Source organism: Paenibacillus sp. F4 (genome assembly GCF_002894905.1).
GTDB classification, from domain to species: Bacteria; Bacillota; Bacilli; order Paenibacillales; family Paenibacillaceae; genus Paenibacillus; species Paenibacillus polymyxa_B.
Genome location: NZ_POVS01000007.1, coordinates 25,663 through 48,429 on the forward strand (window position 1 = coordinate 25,663; position 22,767 = coordinate 48,429).

Annotated in this window: 1 protein-coding gene (only partly in view); it reads left to right on the top strand. The window is 53.2% G+C overall.

Annotated features, from left to right (window positions below; translation table 11 throughout):
* Window positions 1-22,727 carry the 3' portion of a non-ribosomal peptide synthase/polyketide synthase gene (locus C1T21_RS05310; protein WP_103047502.1) on the top strand. 19,558 nt of this gene lie to the left of the window's left edge, so the window shows 22,727 of its 42,285 coding nt (coding positions 19,559-42,285); its start codon lies beyond the left edge, outside the window; its stop codon occupies window positions 22,725-22,727.
* The last annotated feature ends 40 nt before the right edge of the window (window positions 22,728-22,767 follow it).

Genomic DNA, 22,767 nt, shown 5'->3' on the forward strand with positions numbered 1-22,767 from the left:
CGAATGTGGAGCACATTATTGGTCTGTTTATCAATACCATTCCTGTACGCATCCGCAGTCAAGTGGACAGTTTATTCTCAGACGTGATGAAGCAAACCCAAGAGCAATCCATTGCTTCCCATGCCTATGATACGTATCCGTTATATGAAATTCAGGGGCTGTCGGAGCTTAAGCAGGATTTGATCAATCATATTCTTATTTTTGAGAACTATCCGGTAGAGGAGCAAATTGAGCAATTAGGCAGCGGTGAAGAGTCCAGCTTCACGATCACAGGAGCCGAGTCTGTCGAGCAGACCAACTATGACTTTAACTTGGTGGTGCTGCCGGGCAACACTATTCACATGAACTTTGGTTATAATGCCTTGGCATTTGAACGGGAAAGCGTAGAGCAAATTCGAGGTCATCTGGTGAAGTTGCTGGAACAGGTGACAGCGAAGCCGGACATTCGCGTGCATGAGCTGGATATGGTAACCACGCAGGAGCGTGAGCAAATTCTCAGCGTATGGGGAGATACGGCGACCGAGTATCCAAGCGAGCAAACGATCCATGGCTTGTTCGAGGCGCAAACCGCGCAGACGCCGGAGCAGACAGCACTGTTCTTCGAAGGAGAGCAGTTGACCTATCGCGAGCTGAATGCACGCGCCAATCGATTAGCTCGTACCTTGCGCAGTCAAGGCGTGACGAAAGATCGTCTGGTGGGTCTGATGACCGAGCGCTCGGTGGACATGATCGTAGGTATCTTCGGGATTTTAAAAGCCGGGGGTGCATATGTGCCCATCGATCCGACGTATCCAGAGGAGCGTATCCGCTATATGCTGGACGACTCGGGTGCGAAGCTGTTGTTAACGCAAAACCATCTGGTGGACAAAGCGGCTATCGACGGTCAGGTGCTGGTGTTGGATGGGGAGCAAACGGTGTACCACGAGGATGATTCCAATTTGGAGCCGTGGTCCGGTCCGGACGATCTGGCATATGTGATCTATACGTCGGGTACGACGGGGCAGCCGAAGGGCGTAATGCTCGAGCATCACGGGCTGTGCAATCTGAAAACGTATTTTGATCAGACGCTCAAGATCCGTACGTCGGATCATGCGTTGCTGTTCGCCAGCTATTCGTTTGATGCGGCTTGCTGGGAAATCTTCCAGGCACTGTTCTGTGGAGCCACACTGTATGTACCAACGTCAGAGACGATTTTGAACTACGAGCGGTTTGAGCAATATATGGCGGATCATCAAATCACCGTGGCCGCTTTGCCACCGACCTATGCGGTCTATCTGGAGCCAGAACGGATGCCAAACCTGCGTATTCTGTTCACTGCGGGTTCTGCATCTTCAACAGAATTGGTATACAAGTGGAAGGATCAGGTGGCGTACTACAACGGCTACGGTCCCACCGAAAATTCGGTGGCGACGTCCATCTGGCCCGTATCCGAGGATGAGAGAGCCGGACAGCTGATTTCTATCGGACGCCCTGTGCCGAATCATCGGGTATACATGGTGGATGTGCATGGACATTTGGCTCCGGTAGGCGTTGCGGGTGAGTTGTGCGTGTCCGGTCCGGGTCTGGCTCGGGGTTATCTGGATCGCCCAGAGCTGACGGCTGAGAAATTTGTATCGAATCCGTTTGCGGCTGGTGAAGCAGGGTATGAACGAATGTACCGTACAGGTGACTTGGCGAGATGGATGCCAGACGGAAATATCGAATATTTGGGCCGGATCGACCATCAGGTGAAAATCCGGGGCTATCGGATCGAGCTGGGTGAGGTCGATGCACAAATTTTGAAAGTGGAGGATGTACAAGAGGTCATCGTACTGGCCCAGGCGGACGAGCAGGGGCAAAACCAACTGGTGGCGTACTATGTCGCTGAACGGGAAGTGAGCGCGGGTGAGCTGCGCAGCTTACTGGGTGAGGAGCTACCAAACTACATGGTGCCTTCGTATTTCATCCAGCTGGAGCAAATGCCACTGACACCTAACGGTAAAATCGACCGCAAGGCCCTGCCAGCACCAGAAGGCAGCCTGCAAAGCGGAGCAAACTATGTAGAGCCGCGCACAGCGCTGGAGCAGACGTTAGTGTCCATTTGGCAGGCCGTGTTGGGGGCGAAGAGAGTCGGGATTTTGGATAATTTCTTTGATCTGGGCGGCGATTCGATCAAAGCAATCCAGGTATCCTCCCGTTTGCTGCAAGCGGGCTACAAGCTGGACATGAAGGATTTGTTCCAATATCCTTCTGTCTCGCTGCTGAGTGGTTATGTACACAAGGTCAGCCGTACAGCCGATCAGCGGGTGGTTTCGGGAAGCGTCAAGCTGACTCCGATTCAACAATGGTTCTTTGGACAATCATCAGCAGAGCCGGATTATTTTAACCAGTCGGTGATGCTATATAGAGCACAAGGCTTTGATGAAGCCGCATTGCATCAAACGGTGACCAAGGTAACGGAGCATCATGATGCGCTACGTATGGTCTTCCGTCAGACCGAACAGGGCTATGAAGCGTGGAATCGCGGTTTGAACGAAGGCGAGCTGTATAGTCTAGACGTTGTTGATCTGACGGATGTGCAAAACATTGCAGATGTTGCAGCAGCAATTGAAATGAAAGCCAACGCCATCCAAAGCTCCATTCATCTGGACGAAGGGCCGTTGGTGAAGCTGGGACTTTTCCGCTGCATGGATGGAGATCATTTACTGATTGCGATTCATCATTTGGTCGTAGACGGGATTTCATGGCGGATTGTGTTTGAGGATTTCGCGACTGGATATAAGCAGGCGGTTCGTGGAGAAGCCATTCGTTTGCCATATAAAACGGACTCGTTCTCCACTTGGGCAGAGTGCTTATCACAATATGCGAATAGTCCGGCCATCGAAGACGAACGCGAATACTGGCACCGTCTTGCCCAAACGGAAGTTGCATCGTTGCCTAAGGATCAAGAGAGAGCAGAGGGACAACATTCTCTAATCCGAGACACTGCGACGGTGACCGTGGCTTGGACCGAACAGGAAACACGACTGCTGCTGCAGGAAGCACACCGTGCGTACCACACCGAGGTCAATGATCTGCTGTTAACCGCACTCGGCACAGCGGTATATAACTGGAGCGGTCAGGAGCGCGTGCTGGTCAATCTGGAGGGACATGGCCGGGAAGCCATTGTTCCAGATATCGACATCACCCGTACCGTGGGCTGGTTTACAAGCCAATATCCGGTGCTGCTGGGTGTGGACGGAAAGGCGGAAGTAGGGCAGCGAATCAAGCGGGTGAAGGAAGACCTGCGTCATGTGCCGCATAAGGGCATTGGCTACGGCATTTTGAAATATATGTCTCAGGATGATGCCAATCATTCCCTTGCCTTGCAGCCTGAAATTAGCTTTAACTATTTGGGACAATTTGATCAGGACTTGGAAAATGGGGATATCGTTCTGTCTTCACATCCAGGTGGAGAGCCGATGAGTAATCATACCGTACTGGAGCATCCGCTGAATGTGAACGGAATGATTACAGCGGGCGCGCTGACACTGGAAATTCGCTATGACAGTAAGGTATATCATCAGCAAAATGTAGAAAAATTTGCGCAGTTGCTGCAGGAAAGCTTGCAAGAAGTGATCGCTCATTGTGCCTCCAAAGAGCGGAGTGAGCTAACACCAAGCGATGTATTGTTCAAGGGCTTGACACTGGAGCAACTGGAGCAATTGACGGAGCAAACAGCTTCTGTGGGCGAGCTGGAAAATGTGTATGCTCTTTCGCCTATGCAGAAGGGGATGCTTTTCCATAGCTTGATGGAGCCGGAGTCAGGCGCCTACTTCCAGCAAGCCTCGTTTGATCAAAAAGGCAGCTTTGATGTGGCTGTTTTCCGCAAGAGTCTGGATGTACTGACACAGCGTCATGAAGCGCTGCGAACGAATTTCCATATGTTTGAGACAGGACACAGTCAGGAGCCATTGCAGATCGTGTTCCGCCACAAAGATAGCGACCTTTCTTTCCAGGATATACGGGAAATGCAGGAAGCGGAGCAACAGGCGTATATCCAGGCGTTTAAGCAAGAGGACCAGGCTAGAGGCTTTAATCTTGGTACGGATGCCCTCATGCGCGTACAGGTATTGCAGACCCATGAAGAAACGTATCACTTGGTATGGAGCTTCCATCACATTGTCATGGACGGCTGGTGCTTATCGCTAGTTACTGGTGAAGTGTTTGGTACGTACTTTGCATTGCTGGAGCAGAAGCAGCCGGAGCTTGCTCCGATCACACCATATGGCCAATATATCGAATGGCTGGGGCGTCAGGATGAGCGTGCAGCAAAAGATTATTGGAGCAGCTATTTGGCCGGCTTTGAACAGCAGACGTTGTTACCTGGATCGGATACTTCATCGAAAGACCAAGTGGCGGACAGCGGAGATCATACTGTATCCACTACAACAAGCGACACCAGCAAATATATCTCTGAAAAAATAACGGTAGATCTGGATCCAACGTGGAGCGAAGCCATACACCGGATTGCGAAGCAGCAGCAGGTCACGATTAATACGCTGATGCAGAGCGTGTGGGGCCTTATTTTGCAGAAATATAACAACAATGAGGATGTTATTTTCGGTAGTGTCGTATCTGGACGTCCAACAGATATTGCCGGCGTAGAGCATATGATCGGTTTGTTCATTAATACGATTCCGGTGCGGATTCAAAGTGAACGGAATGCCACTTTTGTGGAAGTGATGCGGAAAACGCAGGAACAGGCACTGGCCTCGGGAGCCTATGACAGCTTCCCGCTGTATGAAATTCAGGCATTGACCGAGCAGAAGCAGCATCTGATTAACCACATTATGGTATTTGAGAATTATCCGGTAGAGGAGCAAGTCGAGCAGCTGGGTGAAGTTCGTCCGTCCGCTTTTGAAATTACGAATGTAGAGGTTGTCGAGCAAACGAACTATGATCTGGACCTGATTGTGATGCCCGATGAGCTTTTCCGCATCATGTTCAGATATAACGCCAATGTATACGATCGGTCTACGATAGAGCGGATGCAGGGACATGTACTGCATGTCATCGAGCAAATTATCGACAATCCGCATATCCGAGTAAATGAGTTGGAATTGGTGACACCGGAAGAGCAGGCGCAGATCGTTCAGGTCTGGGGAGATACGGCCGCAGCCTATCCGCAAGATCAAACGCTAAGCGCATTGTTTGAGCAGCAGGCCGCGGATACACCGGATCAGGCAGCGGTGATATTCGGGTCGGAGTCGCTGACCTACGCGGAGTTGAATGAGCGCGCGAACCGTTTGGCTCGGACGCTGCGTACGGAAGGTGTTGAACCGGATCAGCCTGTAGGCATACTGGTTCAGCGCTCTCTGGACATGATCGTAGGCATTTATGCGATCCTCAAAGCAGGCGGAGCCTACGTGCCCATTGATCCGGAATATCCGGCGGACCGCATCCGCTTTATGCTGGAGGACTCGGGCGCGAAGCTGGTGCTGACGCAATCGCATTTGGCCGAGCAAGCCTCACTGAGTTTTGACGGCCAGGTGCTGGTGCTGGATCGTCATGAGCAGGATCGCGAGGACATTTACCACGAAGACGGTTCGAATCTGGAGCCACTGGCTGGGCCACACCATGTAGCCTATGTCATCTACACCTCCGGCTCCACGGGAAAACCGAAGGGCGTGATGGTGGAGCACCATTCCGTGCTGAACCGAATTTTGTGGATGCATGATCGTTATGGCTTGAGTGCGGAAGATACGATCCTGCAAAAGACCGCCTTCACGTTCGACGTGTCGGTGTGGGAGCTGTTCTGGTGGTCGCTGGTCGGCTCGAAGGTGAGCTTGCTATCGGTAGGTGGGGAAAAGAACCCGGAAGACATCGTCGATACGATTGCCCGCGATGGCGTGAGCACGATGCACTTTGTACCCGCTATGCTGCATGCGTTCCTGGAGTACGTGGAGCAGCAGCCACGGGAAGTGATGCAAGCGAAGCTGGGAACGCTGCGCCATGTCTTTGCCAGCGGCGAAGCGTTGCCGCCACAGCATGTGGCGCGGTTCCAACGGCTCGTGTCGAGCCTGGCTGGAGCGAAGCTGATCAACCTGTATGGTCCAACCGAAGCGACGGTGGACGTATCGTACTTCGATTGCGAGCTTAATGAAACCTATTCGGTTATTCCGATCGGGAAACCGATTCAGAATATTCGTCTGTACATCGTGAAGGAAGGCACGGAGCAATTGCAGCCGATCGGGGTTGCGGGCGAACTGTGCATCGGCGGTGTCGGCGTAGCCCGAGGCTATCTGAACCGACCGGAGCTGACGGCGGAGAAATTCGTAGCCGATCCGTTTGCCGGCGGGGAAGCCGGGTATGAGCGGATGTACCGTACAGGTGATTTGGCGAGATGGATGGCAGACGGCAACATTGAATATTTGGGCCGGATCGACCATCAAGTCAAAATCCGCGGGTACCGAATTGAGCTGGGCGAGGTCGAATCGCAGCTGCTCCAAGTGGAATCGGTACGCGAAGCCGTGGTCACGGCGCGTGCGGATGAGACGGGACAAAAACAAATGGTGGCCTACTATGTCGCCGGACAAGAGCTCGGCGCCAGCGAGCTGAGAAGTGAGCTGGGCCGAGAACTGCCAAGCTACATGGTGCCATCGTACTTTGTACAGCTGGAGCAGATGCCACTGAGTCCAAATGGCAAAATTGACCGCAAAGCCCTGCCAGCACCGGAAGGCAGCCTGCAAAGCGGAGCCGATTATGTCGCACCGCGGACGTGGGTGGAAGTGAAACTGGCGCACATTTGGCAGGATGTACTGGGTCTCACGCAGGTTGGTGTGAAGGAAAACTTCTTCGAGATTGGCGGACACTCGCTGCGGGCGACGACACTGGCCTCGAAAATTCACAAGGAGCTGAACAAGCCGCTTCCACTACGCAGTATTTTTGAAGCACCAACGATTGAGCAACTGGCAACGGTGTTAGAAAGTCTGGATCAAGTAACCTATGCGTCCATTCCGGTAACGGAAGAACGCAGCTTCTACCCGTTATCTTCGGCGCAAAAACGACTGTATGTGCTGCATCAGTTTGATCCAAGTGATGTGAACTACAACATGCCGTCGGTGCTGCAAGTGAGCGGTCCGCTGGATGTGAAACGAGTAGAAGACGTGTTCCGTCAACTGATCGATCGCCATGCAACCTTGCGTACCTGCTTTGAGCTGGTGGACAATGAGCCGATGCAATGGGTTGAGGACACCGTGCCGTTCGAGGTGGAATATACGAAGGTACAGGCAGAGCGTGCAACTACGGATACAGATCAGGACACATCTACAGATTTGGATACAGCTACGGACACGACGGTCAGCCAGGAAGCACAAGAACGGGTACGGCAGTTTGTGCGTCCGTTCGATCTGAAAGCTGCACCGCTGCTGCGGGTGGGCTTGGTGGATCTGGGCGCACAAGGAGCAGAGCAGGAATCCCAGCATTTACTCATGCTCGACATGCATCATATCGTTTCGGATGGTGTGTCGATGGAGGTACTGACCGATGAATTTGTCCGCTTGTATGGCGGTGAAGAGCTACCGGCATTGCGGATTCAGTACAAGGATTATGCGGTATGGCAGCAAAGCGAAGCCCATCAGGAGTGGATGCAGCGTCAGGAAGCGTACTGGCTGGGTACCTTCCGGGGCGGCGTGCCTGTGCTGGATCTGGCAACCGACTTTGCCCGTCCGGCGGTGCAGAGTACGGCAGGGGATACGATCGAATTCGGACTGGAGCGTGAAGTTAGCGAACGCCTGAAAGAACTGGCGGGACAAACAGGCGCAACCTTGTATATGGTGCTGCTGGCGGCGTACACTACGCTCTTGCATAAATACACAGGCCAAGAAGATATCGTAGTCGGCACGCCGATTGCTGGAAGACCGCATGCGGAACTGGAGAGCCTGGTAGGTGTCTTCATCAACACGCTGGCAATCCGCAATTATCCGTCTAGCGACCAATCGTTTCTGGATTATCTGCAAGAGGTGAAGGAGCATGCGCTCAGTGCTTATGAGCATCAGGACTATCCTTTTGAAGAGTTGGTTGAAAAGCTGAATTTGACGCGGGATACGAGTCGAAATGCGCTGTTTGACACGATGTTTGAGTTGAAAACATTGGAGCAGCAGGAGTTCGAGCTGGAAGGTCTGATCCTGAATTCGTATCCGCTGGAAAATAATACGGCCAAATTTGATCTGAGCTTGGATGCAATAGAGCAGCCAGAAGGCATTCTGTGCCGTCTGGAATACAGCACGGCGCTGTACAAGCCTGAAACGATTGCGCGATTGGCGCAGCATTTTACCGAACTCGTACGTGCAATTACACTGCATCCACAACAGCCACTGGCAGCTTTGGAGATGGTACCTGCCGAGGAAAAAGCACAAATCATCCATGGATTTGGAGATGTGGGGGTATCGGATGTTGCTGTAGTCGAGGCAGAAGCCTTATTCCATACCTTTGTGGAAGAACAGGCGCAGCTTGTACCGGATCATGTGGCGGTGGTGTACGAGGAGCAGCAGCTTACGTACCGGAAACTGAACGAGCGTGCGAACCAATTGGCGCGGAGATTGCGGAACGAAGGCGTTGGACGCGAGTCGATGGTTGGCATCTTGAGTGAACGCTCGGTGGATATGTTGATCGGCGTACTGGCGGTGTGGAAGGCCGGCGGTGCGTACGTGCCGCTGGATGCAGACTATCCGTCCGAACGTATTCGTTTCATGCTGGAGGACAGTGGTGCGAGGGTACTGTTGACCCAAACGGGCTTGCAGGAGCGTGCACTGGGTTGGCTGAATGAAAGCCAATGGGCTCTGGGCGAAGGAAAGAATGAGAGTGAGCTGGAGACGGCGGTTAGCGCTGAAACGATGGAAAGAGACCGCCTTAGTGAAGGCGTAAGCTTGAAATCAGATTCGAAGTCTGACAGCGAAGCAGCATCCGAACCGGCAACAGTGCTGCGTCTGCATACCGTACTGGCGTTGGACGATGAGTCGCTGTACATCGGAGATACCACAGACGTCGATCACATCAACGAACCGCAGGATCTGGCGTATGTGATCTACACGTCCGGGACAACAGGACGTCCGAAAGGGGTCATGATTGAGCATCACAGCTTGGTCAATACGGCTGCGGCGTATCGCCGAGATTACCGTTTGAGCGAGTTCCCGGTACGACTGCTGCAGCTGGCGAGCTTCTCGTTCGACGTATTCGTCGGGGATATCGCGCGGACGCTCTATAACGGCGGCACGATGGTCATTTGTCCGAAAGACGATCGGATTGATTTTAGCCGTTTGTATGACTGGATTCGCGATTACCAGATTACAGTGTTCGAATCGACCCCAGCCCTGATCGTACCGTTTATGCAGCATGTGCATGAACAGGGGCTGGACATGAGCAGTCTGGAACTGCTGATCACCAGCTCGGATAGCTGCAGCGTGACAGATTACCGGGTGCTGCAAGAACGGTTTGGCGCGGATATTCGCATTATGAATAGTTACGGCGTCACAGAAGCGGCAATCGACTCTAGCTTCTATGATGAAGAGCTGTCGAAGCTGCCAAGCAGCGGCCATGTGCCGATTGGCCAGGCGTGGCTGAACGCCCGCTTCTACATCGTGGACAGCCAGCTGAATCCGGTGCCGATCGGCGTACTGGGTGAACTGTGCATTGGCGGAGCCGGGGTGGCACGAGGCTACCTGAACCGTGCAGACCTGACGGCCGAGAAATTCGTAGCGAATCCATATGTAGCGGGTGAACGATTATACCGCACAGGTGATTTGGCGCGGTGGATGCCGGATGGGAATGTGGACTTTATCGGCCGGATGGATGATCAGGTCAAAATCCGGGGCTTCCGGATTGAACTGGGCGAGGTGGAAGCACAGCTGCTGACCGTGGATGGCATTGAGAAAGCCATCGTCACCGCCTGGGAAAACGAAGATGGAGACAAGGATTTGTGTGCGTATGTCGTAGCCTCTGATGCGCTGAATTTGCCAGAGCTGCGCAACCTGCTGCAGCCCAAGCTGCCGGGTTATATGATCCCGACATATGTCGTACAACTGGATCATTTCCCGCTGACACCAAACGGGAAAATTGACCGCAAAGCGTTGCCTGCGCCGGAAGCGCGCCTCGAAGGAGGCACAGCGTACGTGGCACCGCGGACACTGCTGGAAGAGCGACTGGTACGTATTTGGCAAAGCGTTTTGAATCATCGGCAGATAGGCATCCAGGATAACTTCTTTGAAGTGGGAGGACATTCTCTGCGCGCGACAACACTGATGGCGAAAATTCATCAGGAGCTGAATTACAAGCTGGCGCTGCGAGATATTTTCCAATATCCGACGATTGAGCAACTGGTACAGGTGATGGGAGAAGTTCAGACGCAGCAAACGTATGTATCCATCCCTGTTGCGGAGGAGCGCGTATATTATCCCGTGTCCTCGGCGCAAAAACGGATGTACGTTCTGAGTCACCTGGAAGGCGGAGAGGTTAGCTACAATATGCCAGGCGCTTTGATCATTGAAGGTTCCTTGGATAAAACGCGACTGGAGCAAGCCTTCCGCCAGCTGATTGCCCGCCATGAAGCCCTGCGAACCCGATTCGACATGGTGGATGGTGAGGTTATTCAACGGATTGAATCGGGCGTCACATTCAACGTGGAGCATGTGCAGGCAAGCGAAGAAGAGACCCAGCAGTATGCACTGGACTTTGTACGCGCATTTGATCTCGCACAAGCACCATTGCTGCGGGTTCAACTGGTGGAAACCGGACCGGAGCGTCACGTTATGCTCTATGACATGCACCATATTATTTCGGATGGCGTGACTGAAGGAATTATCGTGCAGGAGTTCTCTCAATTGTATGAAGGTAAGGAACTGCCGCCACTGCGCATCCAGTACAAGGACTATGCGGTTTGGCAGCATGCCGATATGCAAAGTGAACGTCTTCGTGAGCAGGAAAGCTATTGGCTGAAAACCATGGCTGGTGACATTCCGGCGCTGGATATGCCTACGGATTTTGCAAGACCAGCCGTACAGCGTCAGGAAGGAGCTCGATTGGAATTTGCGATCAGCCTGGAGGATAGCGAGCAGTTGAAACAGCTGGCTGCGCAAACCGGCTCCACCTTGTACATGGTGTTGCTGGCCGCGTATAGCACGCTTTTGCATAAATATTCGGGACAGGAAGATATCATCGTCGGCACGCCGATTGCCGGAAGACCGCATGCGGAACTGGAGGGCTTGGTAGGCGTATTCCTCAACACGCTGGCGATCCGCAATTATCCGGCTGGCGACAAAACGTTCCTGGACTACTTGCAAGAGGTCAAAGAGCATGCGCTCAGTGCGTATGAGCATCAGGAATATCCTTTTGAAGAACTGGTTGAAAAACTGAATTTAACGCGGGATACGAGCCGGAATGCGCTGTTTGACACGATGTTTGAGCTGAAAACATTTGAGCAGCAGGAGTTCGAGCTGGAGGGTCTGACCTTTAAAACGTATCCGACGGACAATCATACGGCCAAATTTGATCTGACCTTGGATGCAGTGGAGCAGCCAGAAGGCATTCTGTGCAGTCTGGAATACAGCACGGCGCTGTACAAGCCTGAAACGATCGCGCGATTGGCACAGCATTTTACCGAGCTTGTTCGTGCAATTACCCTGCATCCGCAGCAGCCACTGGCAGCTTTGGATATGGTGACTGTGGAGGAAAAGGCACAAATCATCTATGGTTTTGGAGATTTGGGAGTAACGGATGTTGCTGCAGTTGAAGCAGGAGCCTTGTTCCACACCTTTGTGGAAGAACAAGCGCAGCTGGTACCGGATCACGTGGCGGTGGTGTACGAGGAGCAACAACTGACGTACCGCACACTGAACGAGCGTGCGAACCAATTGGCCCGTAGATTGCGAAATGAAGGCATTGGACGCGAGTCGATTGTCGGCATTTTGAGTGAACGTTCGGTGGACATGCTGGTCGGTGTATTGGCGGTATGGAAGGCCGGCGGTGCGTATGTGCCATTGGATGCAGATTATCCGTCCGAACGTATTCGTTTCATGCTGGAGGACAGTGGTGCGACGGTACTGTTGACCCAAACGGGTTTACAGGAGCGTGCACAGGTCTGGCTGGATGAAAGCGAAGCTACAGTCGAACCCGCAACGGGACTAAGTCTGCGTACCGTACTGGCGCTGGACAATGAGTCGCTGTATACCGGGGATGCCGCGGATATCGAGCACATCAACGAACCGCAGGATCTGGCGTATGTGATCTACACGTCCGGGACAACGGGACGTCCGAAGGGCGTCATGATTGAGCATCGCAGCTTGGTGAATACAGCTGCGGCCTATCGCCGGGATTACCGTCTGAACCAGTTCCCGGTACGGTTGCTGCAATTGGCAAGCTTCTCCTTCGACGTATTCGTCGGGGATATCGCACGGGTGTTCTATAACGGCGGCACGATGGTCATCTGTCCGAAGGACGACCGGATTGATCCAAGCCGTCTATATGGCTGGATTCGCGACTATCAGATTACGGTGTTCGAATCGACCCCGGCCCTGATCGTACCGTTTATGCAGCATGTGCATGAACAGGGACTGGACATGAGCAGTCTGGAATTGCTGATTACCAGCTCGGATAGCTGCAGCGTGACAGATTATCGGGTGCTGCAAGAACGATTTGGCGCAGATATTCGCATGATAAACAGCTATGGTGTCACGGAAGCGGCGATCGACTCCAGCTTCTACGACGAAGAACTGTCGAAGCTGCCAAGTAGCGGCAATGTACCGATTGGTCAGGCGTGGCTGAATGCACGGTTTTACATTGTGGACAGCCAGCTGAATCCGGTGCCGATCGGTGTACTGGGCGAGCTGTGCATTGGCGGTGCCGGGGTGGCACGAGGCTACCTGAATCGTGTGGACCTGACAGCCGAGAAATTCGTAGCGAATCCGTTCGTGCCAGGTGAACGATTGTACCGCACAGGCGACTTGGCGCGGTGGATGCCGGACGGCAATGTGGACTTTATCGGCCGGATGGATTATCAGGTCAAAATCCGGGGCTACCGGATTGAGCTGGGCGAGATTGAAACGGCGATCCAGCGGGTGCCAGGCGTGCGTCAAGCGGTAGTCATCGACCGGACGGACGAACGTGGACACAAGTATTTGTGCGGGTACATCACAGGAGAAACCGAGCTGCGGATCGAGGAGGTACAGGCCGAGCTGGAAGCCGGGCTGCCAGCGCACATGGTGCCGGCACGTCTGATGCGACTGGAGACGATCCCGCTGACCAGCAACGGCAAAATCGACCGCAAGGCCTTGCCGGAACCGGAAGGAAGCATCCATACGGGTGCAGCCTATGTGGCACCGCGTACCACGGTGGAGCAAGTACTGGCTGCGGTATGGGCCGGGGTGCTCGGCGTGGAAGCAGTAGGCACGCAGGATAACTTCTTTGAACTGGGTGGCGATTCGATCAAGGCCTTGCAAGTATCATCTCGATTGCTGCAAGCAGGTTATCGACTGGAGATGAAAGACCTGTTCAGTCATCCAACCGTGTCTGCATTGGCACTGAAAGTCCAATCGGTGACCAGATTGGCGGATCAGGGCGAAGTGGAGGGCGCTGTGAAACTGACACCTGTTCAACGATGGTTCTTTGAGCAGAACCTGACGGATGCTCATCATCATAACCAGTCCATTATGCTGCATAGCAAGGACGGTTTTGATGAAGCGGCCCTGCGCACGGCGATGGATCACGTCGTGAGCCATCACGACGCACTGCGTATCATTTTCCGTCCTAGTGAGTACGGATATGAAGCTTGGAACCGCGCGGTTGGGGAGGGCGAGCTGTATACGCTGGATCGGGCCGACTTCAGAAATGAGTCTGAGGTATCTGCGGCAATCGAGGCCAAAGTGAATGAAATTCAAGCGGGTATTCATTTAAGCGAAGGACCGCTGGTGAAGCTGGGGCTGTTCCATTGCCCGGATGGAGATCATTTGCTGATGGCTATTCATCACTTAGTGGTGGATACCGTATCTTGGCGCATTTTGTTCGAGGATATTACGACCGCCTACGAGCAGGCATTGAACGGACAAGCGGCTCGTCTTCCGCACAAAACGGATTCGTTCCGCACCTGGGCTGATGGGCAGTCTCAATATGCGAACAGTCCGGCAATGGTAGCAGAACTCGCATTCTGGCAGGAAATGGAACAAGGCGTATATCAGCCGCTTCCAAAAGACGAATCCCATTCTCATTCCTTGAATAGGGACAGCGAGAACATTACAGTCACGTGGACAGCTCAGGAAACGGAGCAGCTGTTAAAACAGGCGCATCGTGCCTACAACACGGATATGAATGATTTGCTGCTTACCGCATTGGGACTGACTATTCATCGCTGGGCGGGCCTGGAACGAGTGCTCGTGAGCCTGGAAGGTCATGGACGGGAGTCCATTTTGCCAGAACTGGATATTACGCGCACCGTGGGCTGGTTTACGACTCAATTCCCAGTTGTGCTGGATATGAGCGTAGGGCAAGACCTTTCACAGCTCATCAAACATGTGAAAGAAGGGCTACGCCGCATTCCGCAAAAGGGCATTGGCTACGGGATTTTGAGATACCTGTCCGCAGCACGTGAGCAAGAGCGTTTTGTGACAGAACCTGAAATCAGCTTTAACTATTTGGGACAATTTGACCAAGATATGCAAAATCAATCCATTGGCGTATCTCCTTACTCTAGCGGTGCAGAGCTTAGCGCCCATGCAGCTAGAACGCACACGCTGGATATGAACGGACTGATTTCAGAAGGCGAGCTGCAATTGACGATCAGCTACAGCAAGCAGGAATATCGCCATGAAACGATGGAGCAGTTAGCCGAAGAGTTCCGAACCAGCTTGCGGGAAATCATTGCGCATTGCACAGGCCGCAAACAGCAAGAGCTGACGCCAAGCGATGTCATGCTTAAAAATGTAACCATGGCCGAGCTGGATCAGTTGGTAGAACGGACACGTGACATGGGGGAACTGGAAAATGTATATGCGCTGACGCCGATGCAAAAAGGCATGTTGTTCCATAGTCTGATGGATGCAGAGTCAGGTGCTTATTTTGAACAAACGACCTTTGATTTGCACGGACGCTTCCAAGCGGATATTTTCCAAGATAGCTTGAATCATTTGGCACAGCGGCATGAGATATTTAGAGCCAATTTCATCAGCGGTTGGCAGGATGAGCCTGTGCAGGTTATTTTCCGCCGCAAGGATGTTGGTTTTAGATGTGAAGATTTGCGTCATCTGAATGAGCAGGAGCGTGACGCGTATGTGAAGGAATTTATTCGCAAGGACAAGGCAGCCGGATTCGATTTGTCCCAGGATGCGTTGATGCGCGTGGCGATTTTACGAACAGGTGATGAGGATTATTATTTTGTGTGGAGCTCTCATCACATCTTGATGGATGGCTGGTGTGTGGCGTTAGTCACGGATGAGGTGTTTGAGGCTTATTTTGCAGCCGTGGAGCATAGAGAACCGAAGCTTGCCCCAGTTACTCCATACAGTCAGTATATTGAGTGGCTTGAAGCACAGGATGTAGAAGCAGCAGCTGCGTACTGGAAGGATTATTTGCTCGGCTATGATCAGCAAACTTCGATTCCGACCGGAAAAGTAGGCGTGAAAGCGGACGGTGCACAATTTGAGCATATCCTATGCGATCTGGGCAAGGACTTGACCGGACGTATGGAAATGGTGGCCAAGCAGCACCACGTGACCCCGAATACGTTGCTGCAAACGGCCTGGGGCTTACTGCTTCAAAAGTACAACGGTAGTGACGACGCTGTTTTTGGCGGTGTAGTGTCTGGTCGTCCAGCGGATATTCCGGGGATCGAAAATATGGTGGGCTTGTTCATTAACACCATTCCAATACGTATCCGCAGTGGGGCTGAGGACACCTTTGCCGACATGATCAGAACGAATCAGAAGCAGGCGCTGACTTCTCAAGATTATGAAACGTATCCGCTGTATGAAATTCAAGCCTTGAGCGAGCAAAAGCAAGATCTGATCAACCACATTATCGTGTTTGAAAACTATCCGGTGGAGGAGCAGGTCGAGCAACTTGGCGAAGGTGCAGAGTCGGATTTTGAAATTCGCAATGCCGGCATGATTGAACAAACCAACTATGATTTCAATCTGGTCGTTATGCCGCAGGAAGCGATGAAAATCCGATTTGAATACAATGCGAAGTTATATGATCGTGAAGCCGTTGAACGGACTCAGGGCCATCTGATACAGCTGTTGGAGCAGGTGGTGGCGAAGCCGGACATTCGGGTGCAGGAGCTGGATATGGTAAGTGAGCAGGAGCGTGAGCAAATTCTCAGCGTATGGGGAAATACAGCTGCTGAGTATCCGAGCGAGCAAACGATTCATGGCTTGTTCGAGACACAAACGGCGCAGACACCGGAGCAGGCAGCGTTGTTCTTCGAAGGAGAGCAGTTGACCTATCGCGAGCTGAATGCACGTGCGAATCGTCTGGCGCGCACCTTGCGTAATCAAGGCGTGACGAAGGATCGTCTGGTGGGTCTGATGACCGAGCGTTCGGTGGACATGATCGTGGGCATCTTCGGGATTTTGAAAGCCGGGGGTGCATATGTCCCAATCGATCCGACGTATCCAGAGGAGCGTATCCGCTACATGCTGGACGACTCAGGGGCGAAGCTGTTGTTGACGCAAAGCCATCTGGTAGACAAAGTAGCTATCAACGGTCACGTGCTGGTGTTAGATGGAGAGCAAACGGTGTACCACGAGGATGATTCCAACTTGGAGCCGTGGTCCGGTCCGAACGATTTGGCGTATGTGATTTATACGTCGGGTACGACGGGGCAGCCGAAGGGCGTAATGCTCGAGCATCACGGGCTATGCAATCTGAAAACGTATTTTGATCAGACGCTTCGGATGAGCACGTCGGATCATGCGTTGCTGTTCGCCAGCTACTCGTTTGATGCGGCTTGCTGGGAAATCTTCCAGGCGCTGTTCTGCGGAGCCACGTTGTATGTGCCAACGTCAGAAACGATTTTGAATTACGAGCGGTTTGAGCAATATATGGCGGATCATCAAATCACCGTGGCTGCTTTGCCGCCGACCTATGCGGTGTATCTGGAGCCGGAACGGATGCCAAACCTGCGTATTCTGTTCACTGCGGGTTCTGCAACTTCAACAGAATTGGTATACAAGTGGAAGGATCAAGTGGCGTACTACAACGGCTACGGTCCAACCGAAAACTCGGTGGCGACGTCCATCTGGCCCGTATCCGAGGATGAGAGAGCCGGACAGCTGATTTCTATCGGACGCCCTGTGCTGAATCATCGGGTATACATGGTGGATGTGCATGGACATTTGGCTCCGGTGGGCGTAGCGGGTGAGCTGTGCGTGTCCGGTCCGGGTCTGGCTCGGGGTTATCTGGATCGTCCAGAGCTGACGGCTGAGAAATTTGTATCGAATCCGTTTGCGGCTGGCGAAGCGGGCTATGAAAGGATGTACCGTACAGGTGACTTGGCGAGATGGATGCCAGACGGCAACATCGAATATTTGGGCCGGATCGACCATCAGGTGAAAATCCGGGGCTATCGGATTGAGCTGGGTGAGGTCGAGGCACAAATTTTGAAAGTGGAGGACGTACAAGAGGTCATCGTACTGGCACAAGCGGACGAACAGGGGCAAAACCAACTGGTGGCGTACTATGTTGCTGAACGGGAAGTGAGCACTGGTGAGCTACGCAGCTTACTGGGCGAGGAGCTTCCAAACTACATGGTGCCTTCGTATTTGGTACAGCTGGAGCAGATGCCGTTGACACCGAACGGTAAAATCGACCGCAAGGCACTGCCAACACCGGAAGGCAGCCTGCAAAGCGGAGCGGATTATGTCGCACCGCGGACATGGGTGGAAGTGAAGCTGGCGCACATTTGGCAGGATGTGCTGGGTCTGGCGCAGGTCGGTGTGAAGGAAAACTTCTTCGAGATTGGCGGACACTCGCTGCGGGCGACGACGCTGGCCTCGAAAATTCACAAGGAGCTGAACAAGCCGCTTCCACTGCGCAGTATTTTTGAAGCACCAACGATTGAACAACTGGCAGCGGTCATGGAAGGTCTGGATCAAGTGGCGTATGCGTCCATTCCGGTGACGGAAGAACGCAGCTCCTACCCGCTTTCCTCGGCGCAAAAACGACTGTATGTGCTGCATCAGTTCGACCCGAATGATGTGAACTACAACATGCCGTCAGTGCTGCAAGTGAGTGGTCCGCTGGACGTGAAGCGAGTGGAGGACGTGTTCCGTCAACTGATCGCCCGCCATGCAACGTTGCGTACCCGCTTTGAGCTGGTGGACAGTGAGCCGGTGCAATGGATTGAGGACACCGTGCCGTTCGAGGTGGAATATACGAAGGTACAGGTAGAGGGTGAGACTGCGGACACGAGGGTCAGCCAGGAAGCACAAGAACGTGTGCAACAGTTTGTACGTCCGTTCGATCTGCAAGCCGCTCCGCTGCTGCGGGTAGGCTTGGTAGATTTGGGTGTACAAGGAACCGAGCAGGAACCGCAGCATTTGCTCATGCTCGATATGCACCATATCGTCTCGGATGGTGTGTCCATGGGAGTACTGACCGATGAATTTGTCCGTTTATACGACGGTGAAGAGCTTTCGCCAATGCGTATACAGTACAAGGATTATGCGGTATGGCAGCAAAGTGAAGCCCATCAAGAGTGGATGCAACGTCAGGAAGCGTACTGGCTCGACACCTTCCGGGGTGAACTGCCTGTGCTGGATCTACCGACGGACTTTGCCCGTCCGGCGGTGCGAAGTACCGCAGGCGATACGGTCGTGTTTGGACTGAAACGTGAAGTCAGCGAACGGCTGAAAGAACTGGCGGCGCACACAGGCTCCACGCTGTATATGGTGCTGCTGGCAGCGTACACCGCGCTCTTGCATCAATACAGCGGGCAAGAGGACATCGTAGTCGGCACACCGATTGCCGGACGACCGCATGCAGATTTGGAACCGATCCTCGGGATGTTCGTCGGTACGTTGGCATTGCGAAACTATCCGACAGCGGAACATACCTTCCGCAGCTACGTGGAAGAAGTGAAAGTTTGTGCTCTGCAAGCCTATGAACATCAGGACTACCCATTTGAGGAACTGGTGGAAAAGCTGAACGTGAAGCGGGATATGAGCCGCCATCCGCTGTTTGATACGATGTTTACCCTGCAAACCACCGAGGAAGGCGAGTTGCAGCTGGCAGATCTGAGCTTCCGTCCATACGGCTTGGAACAAACGCCAGCGAAGTTTGATTTGACGCTGGAAGCCAGAGAGGAAGAGGCAGGTATCCAGTTCGGATTGCAGTATGCAACTGCGTTGTACGATCGCGAAACGGTAGAACGGATGACGCGTCACTTTATTCGTTTGGCTGAAGCGGTGGCGGCGAACCCGGATGCGAAGCTGGGTGAGTTGGAACTGATTACGGCGGAAGAAACCGTGCAGATTCTGGAGGTATTTAATGACCCGAACGCACATAGTGTGCGTTGTGCTGAACACAGACAGGTGCAGGGCCGTTCGCTCAGCGAACGCTTTGAAGAGCAAGCGAAGCGCAACCCTGAGCGGATAGCAGTTGTGTCTGAGGCCACCGCGCTGACCTACACTGAGCTGAATGAGCGTGCGAACCAATTGGCTCGTGTGTTACGAGCGGAAGGGGTCGAAGCAGATCAACCGGTTGGCGTATTGCTGGAACGTTCTGCGGATATTCTGGTGAGCATTCTGGGGGTACTTAAGGCCGGAGGCGCATATGTACCAATGGATACGGTGTATCCACAGGAGCGCATCGACTACATGCTCCAAGACAGTGGGGCCAAGGTCGTGATTACAAGCAGAGTTGCCAACCTGTCGCTCAGCTTGCCATCAACAGTTCGAGCTGTAGTTCTTGACGACGAGGACGTTCAAGCTCAGTTGGGAGCACAGGATGCGAGCAATCTAATCCCTGTCGCCCGCCCGCATCACCTGGCCTATATGATTTACACGTCAGGCACCACCGGCCAGCCGAAAGGGGTCATGATCGAGCAGGGCAGTGTTAGCAATCTGGTAGATGCTTTATTGGAACGAGTATACAGCCGTTATGAACAGCCGCTTCATGTCGCATGGCTGTCGGCATTTGTATTTGACGCTTCAGTGAAGCAAATCTTTGCCAGCTTGCTGTTAGGCCACACCCTGCACGTGGTGTCCCGTGACGTCAGTCTGAGCGGAGAGCATTTGATCGCCTACTACCGCACGCACCGAATTGATCTGTCGGACGGCACACCTGCGCATCTGCATATTTTGAACGAAAGCGTCAGTGTGACGGAAGCGCCGGAAGTGAAGCATTACCTGATCGGTGGCGAAGCATTATCTGTGCAACTGGTACATGTGTTCTTGCACAAGTGGTCCGGGTATCGTCCAGTCATTACGAACGTGTATGGCCCGACCGAAACGACGGTAGATGCGACTGCTTATACGATTGAAGATGTGGAGTCCCTGAACGTACTGCTGGAAAAAGGGGAGCACACAGTATCCATCGGAACGCCGATAGCGAACCAGTCGGTGTACATCTTGAACAGCCAGCAACAGCTGGTACCGATCGGTATCGCAGGTGAGCTTTATATCGGAGGTGCAGGTGTCGGACGAGGATACCTGAACCTGCCGGAGCTGACGGCAGAGAAGTTCGTCCTGAATCCGTTCGCTGATGCGGCAGCAGCCGATCCAGCGGATCACGCAAACCGGATGTACCGGACGGGCGACTTGGCACGGTGGATGCCAGACGGCAGTATTGAGTATTTGGGCCGGATCGACCACCAGGTGAAAATCCGGGGGTACCGGATCGAACTGGGCGAGGTGGAGGCACAGTTGCTGACCGTGGACGGCATTCAGAAAGCCGTGGTCACAGCATGGGAAAACGAAGACGGACACAAGGACCTGTGTGCCTATATCATAGCTTCAGAGTCCCTGAGTTTGCCGGAGCTGCGCAATGCGCTGCAGCCGAAGCTGCCGGATTACATGATCCCGACGTATGTGGTACAACTGGATCGTTTCCCGCTGACACCGAACGGGAAAATCGACCGCAAGGCGTTGCCGGCACCGGAAGCACGCCTCGAAGGAGGCCTGGAGTACGTTGCACCGCGGACGCCGCTGGAAGCCAAGCTAGCCCAAATCTGGCAGGATGTCTTGAAGCTGTCCAGCGTAGGAGTCACCGACTCATTCTTTGACGTGGGTGGACACTCCCTGCGGGCAACGACGCTGGTGGCTAAAATCCATCAGGAACTGGACAGCCGGATTACGCTGCGTGAGGTGTTCCAACACTTCACGATTGAGCAGCAAGCCCAGCTCATAGCAACGCACGGTACAGACACCTATACGGTGATCCCTGCGGCGGCGCAACAGGCGTACTACCCGGTTTCCTCGGCTCAAAAACGATTGTACATTTTGAGCCATCTGGAAGGCGGGGATCTCAGTTACAATATGCCGGGTGTATTAACCGTGGAGGGACCGCTTCAGGCCGATCGGCTGGAGGATGCGTTCCGTCAGTTAATAGCCCGCCATGAAACGCTGCGGACTTCCTTTGAAATGCTGGAAGGCGAGGTCGTTCAGCGGGTTTACGATCAAGTGGAGTTTGCAGTAGAGCACTTACAGGCCAGGGAGTCCGAAGCCGAAGCCTATATCGAGTCCTTTGTACGCAGCTTTGATCTTCGCCAGGCACCACTGCTGCGGGTCCGTCTTATTCAAACTGGACCAGAGCGCCATCTCCTGATGTACGACATGCACCATATTATTTCAGACGGTGTATCGTCTAACAATATCGTGCAGGAGCTGGTACAACTGTACGAGGGACAGGAATTGGAGCCGCTGCAAATTCAGTACAAAGACTACGCCGTGTGGCAGCAACAGGAGATGCAGCGTGAATCATACCAACGCCGGGAACACTTCTGGCTGGAGCATTTAGCCGGAGAATTGCCGGTACTGGATTTGCCAATTGCTTATCCTAGACCTGCTGTTCGCAGCTTCGAAGGTGCGCTGTATGAATTTACAGTGGACGCGAATGTATCCGAGCAACTGCACCGAATTGCGGCACAAAGCGGAAGCACGCTGTACATGGTGCTGTTGAGCGCCTACACCGTTCTGCTGTCCAAATACAGCGGTCAGGACGATTTGATCATCGGTACGCCAGTAGCAGGCCGCTTGTTGCCTGAACTGGAGCCACTGATCGGAATGTTCGTCAACACGCTAGCCATCCGGCATCAGCCGAGGGGCAACCAAACGTTCCACAGCTACTTGCTGGAAGCCAGAGATCGTACGCTGCAAGCCTTCGAGCATCAGGATTATCCACTGGAAGAGTTGGTGGAAAAGCTGGATATAGCACGGGATGCAAGCCGTAACCCGTTATTCGACACTATGTTTGTACTGCAAAATACGGAGTCACAGGAAGCGAAGCTTGAGACGCTGTCCTTCAGCCCGTATGTTCAGGAGCATCGTATCTCTAAATTCGATTTGACCTTGTCTATGAGTGATGAAAATGGGGAGATCAAGGGTTCGTTTGAATATTGCACGAAGCTGTTTGGAGCCGACGCTATTGAGAGATTAACCAGAGATTTGATAGCGATCCTGTCCCAGATTGGAATCGATCCAGATTTGCTGTTAAGCGATATTCAGGTGAACTCGGACGAGCAGCCAGAAGGCTTCTCGCCGGATTCCATCGACTTTGTTTTCTAAATCCGTTTTCTAAAATGCAATGATTTCACTTTGCGTGTGC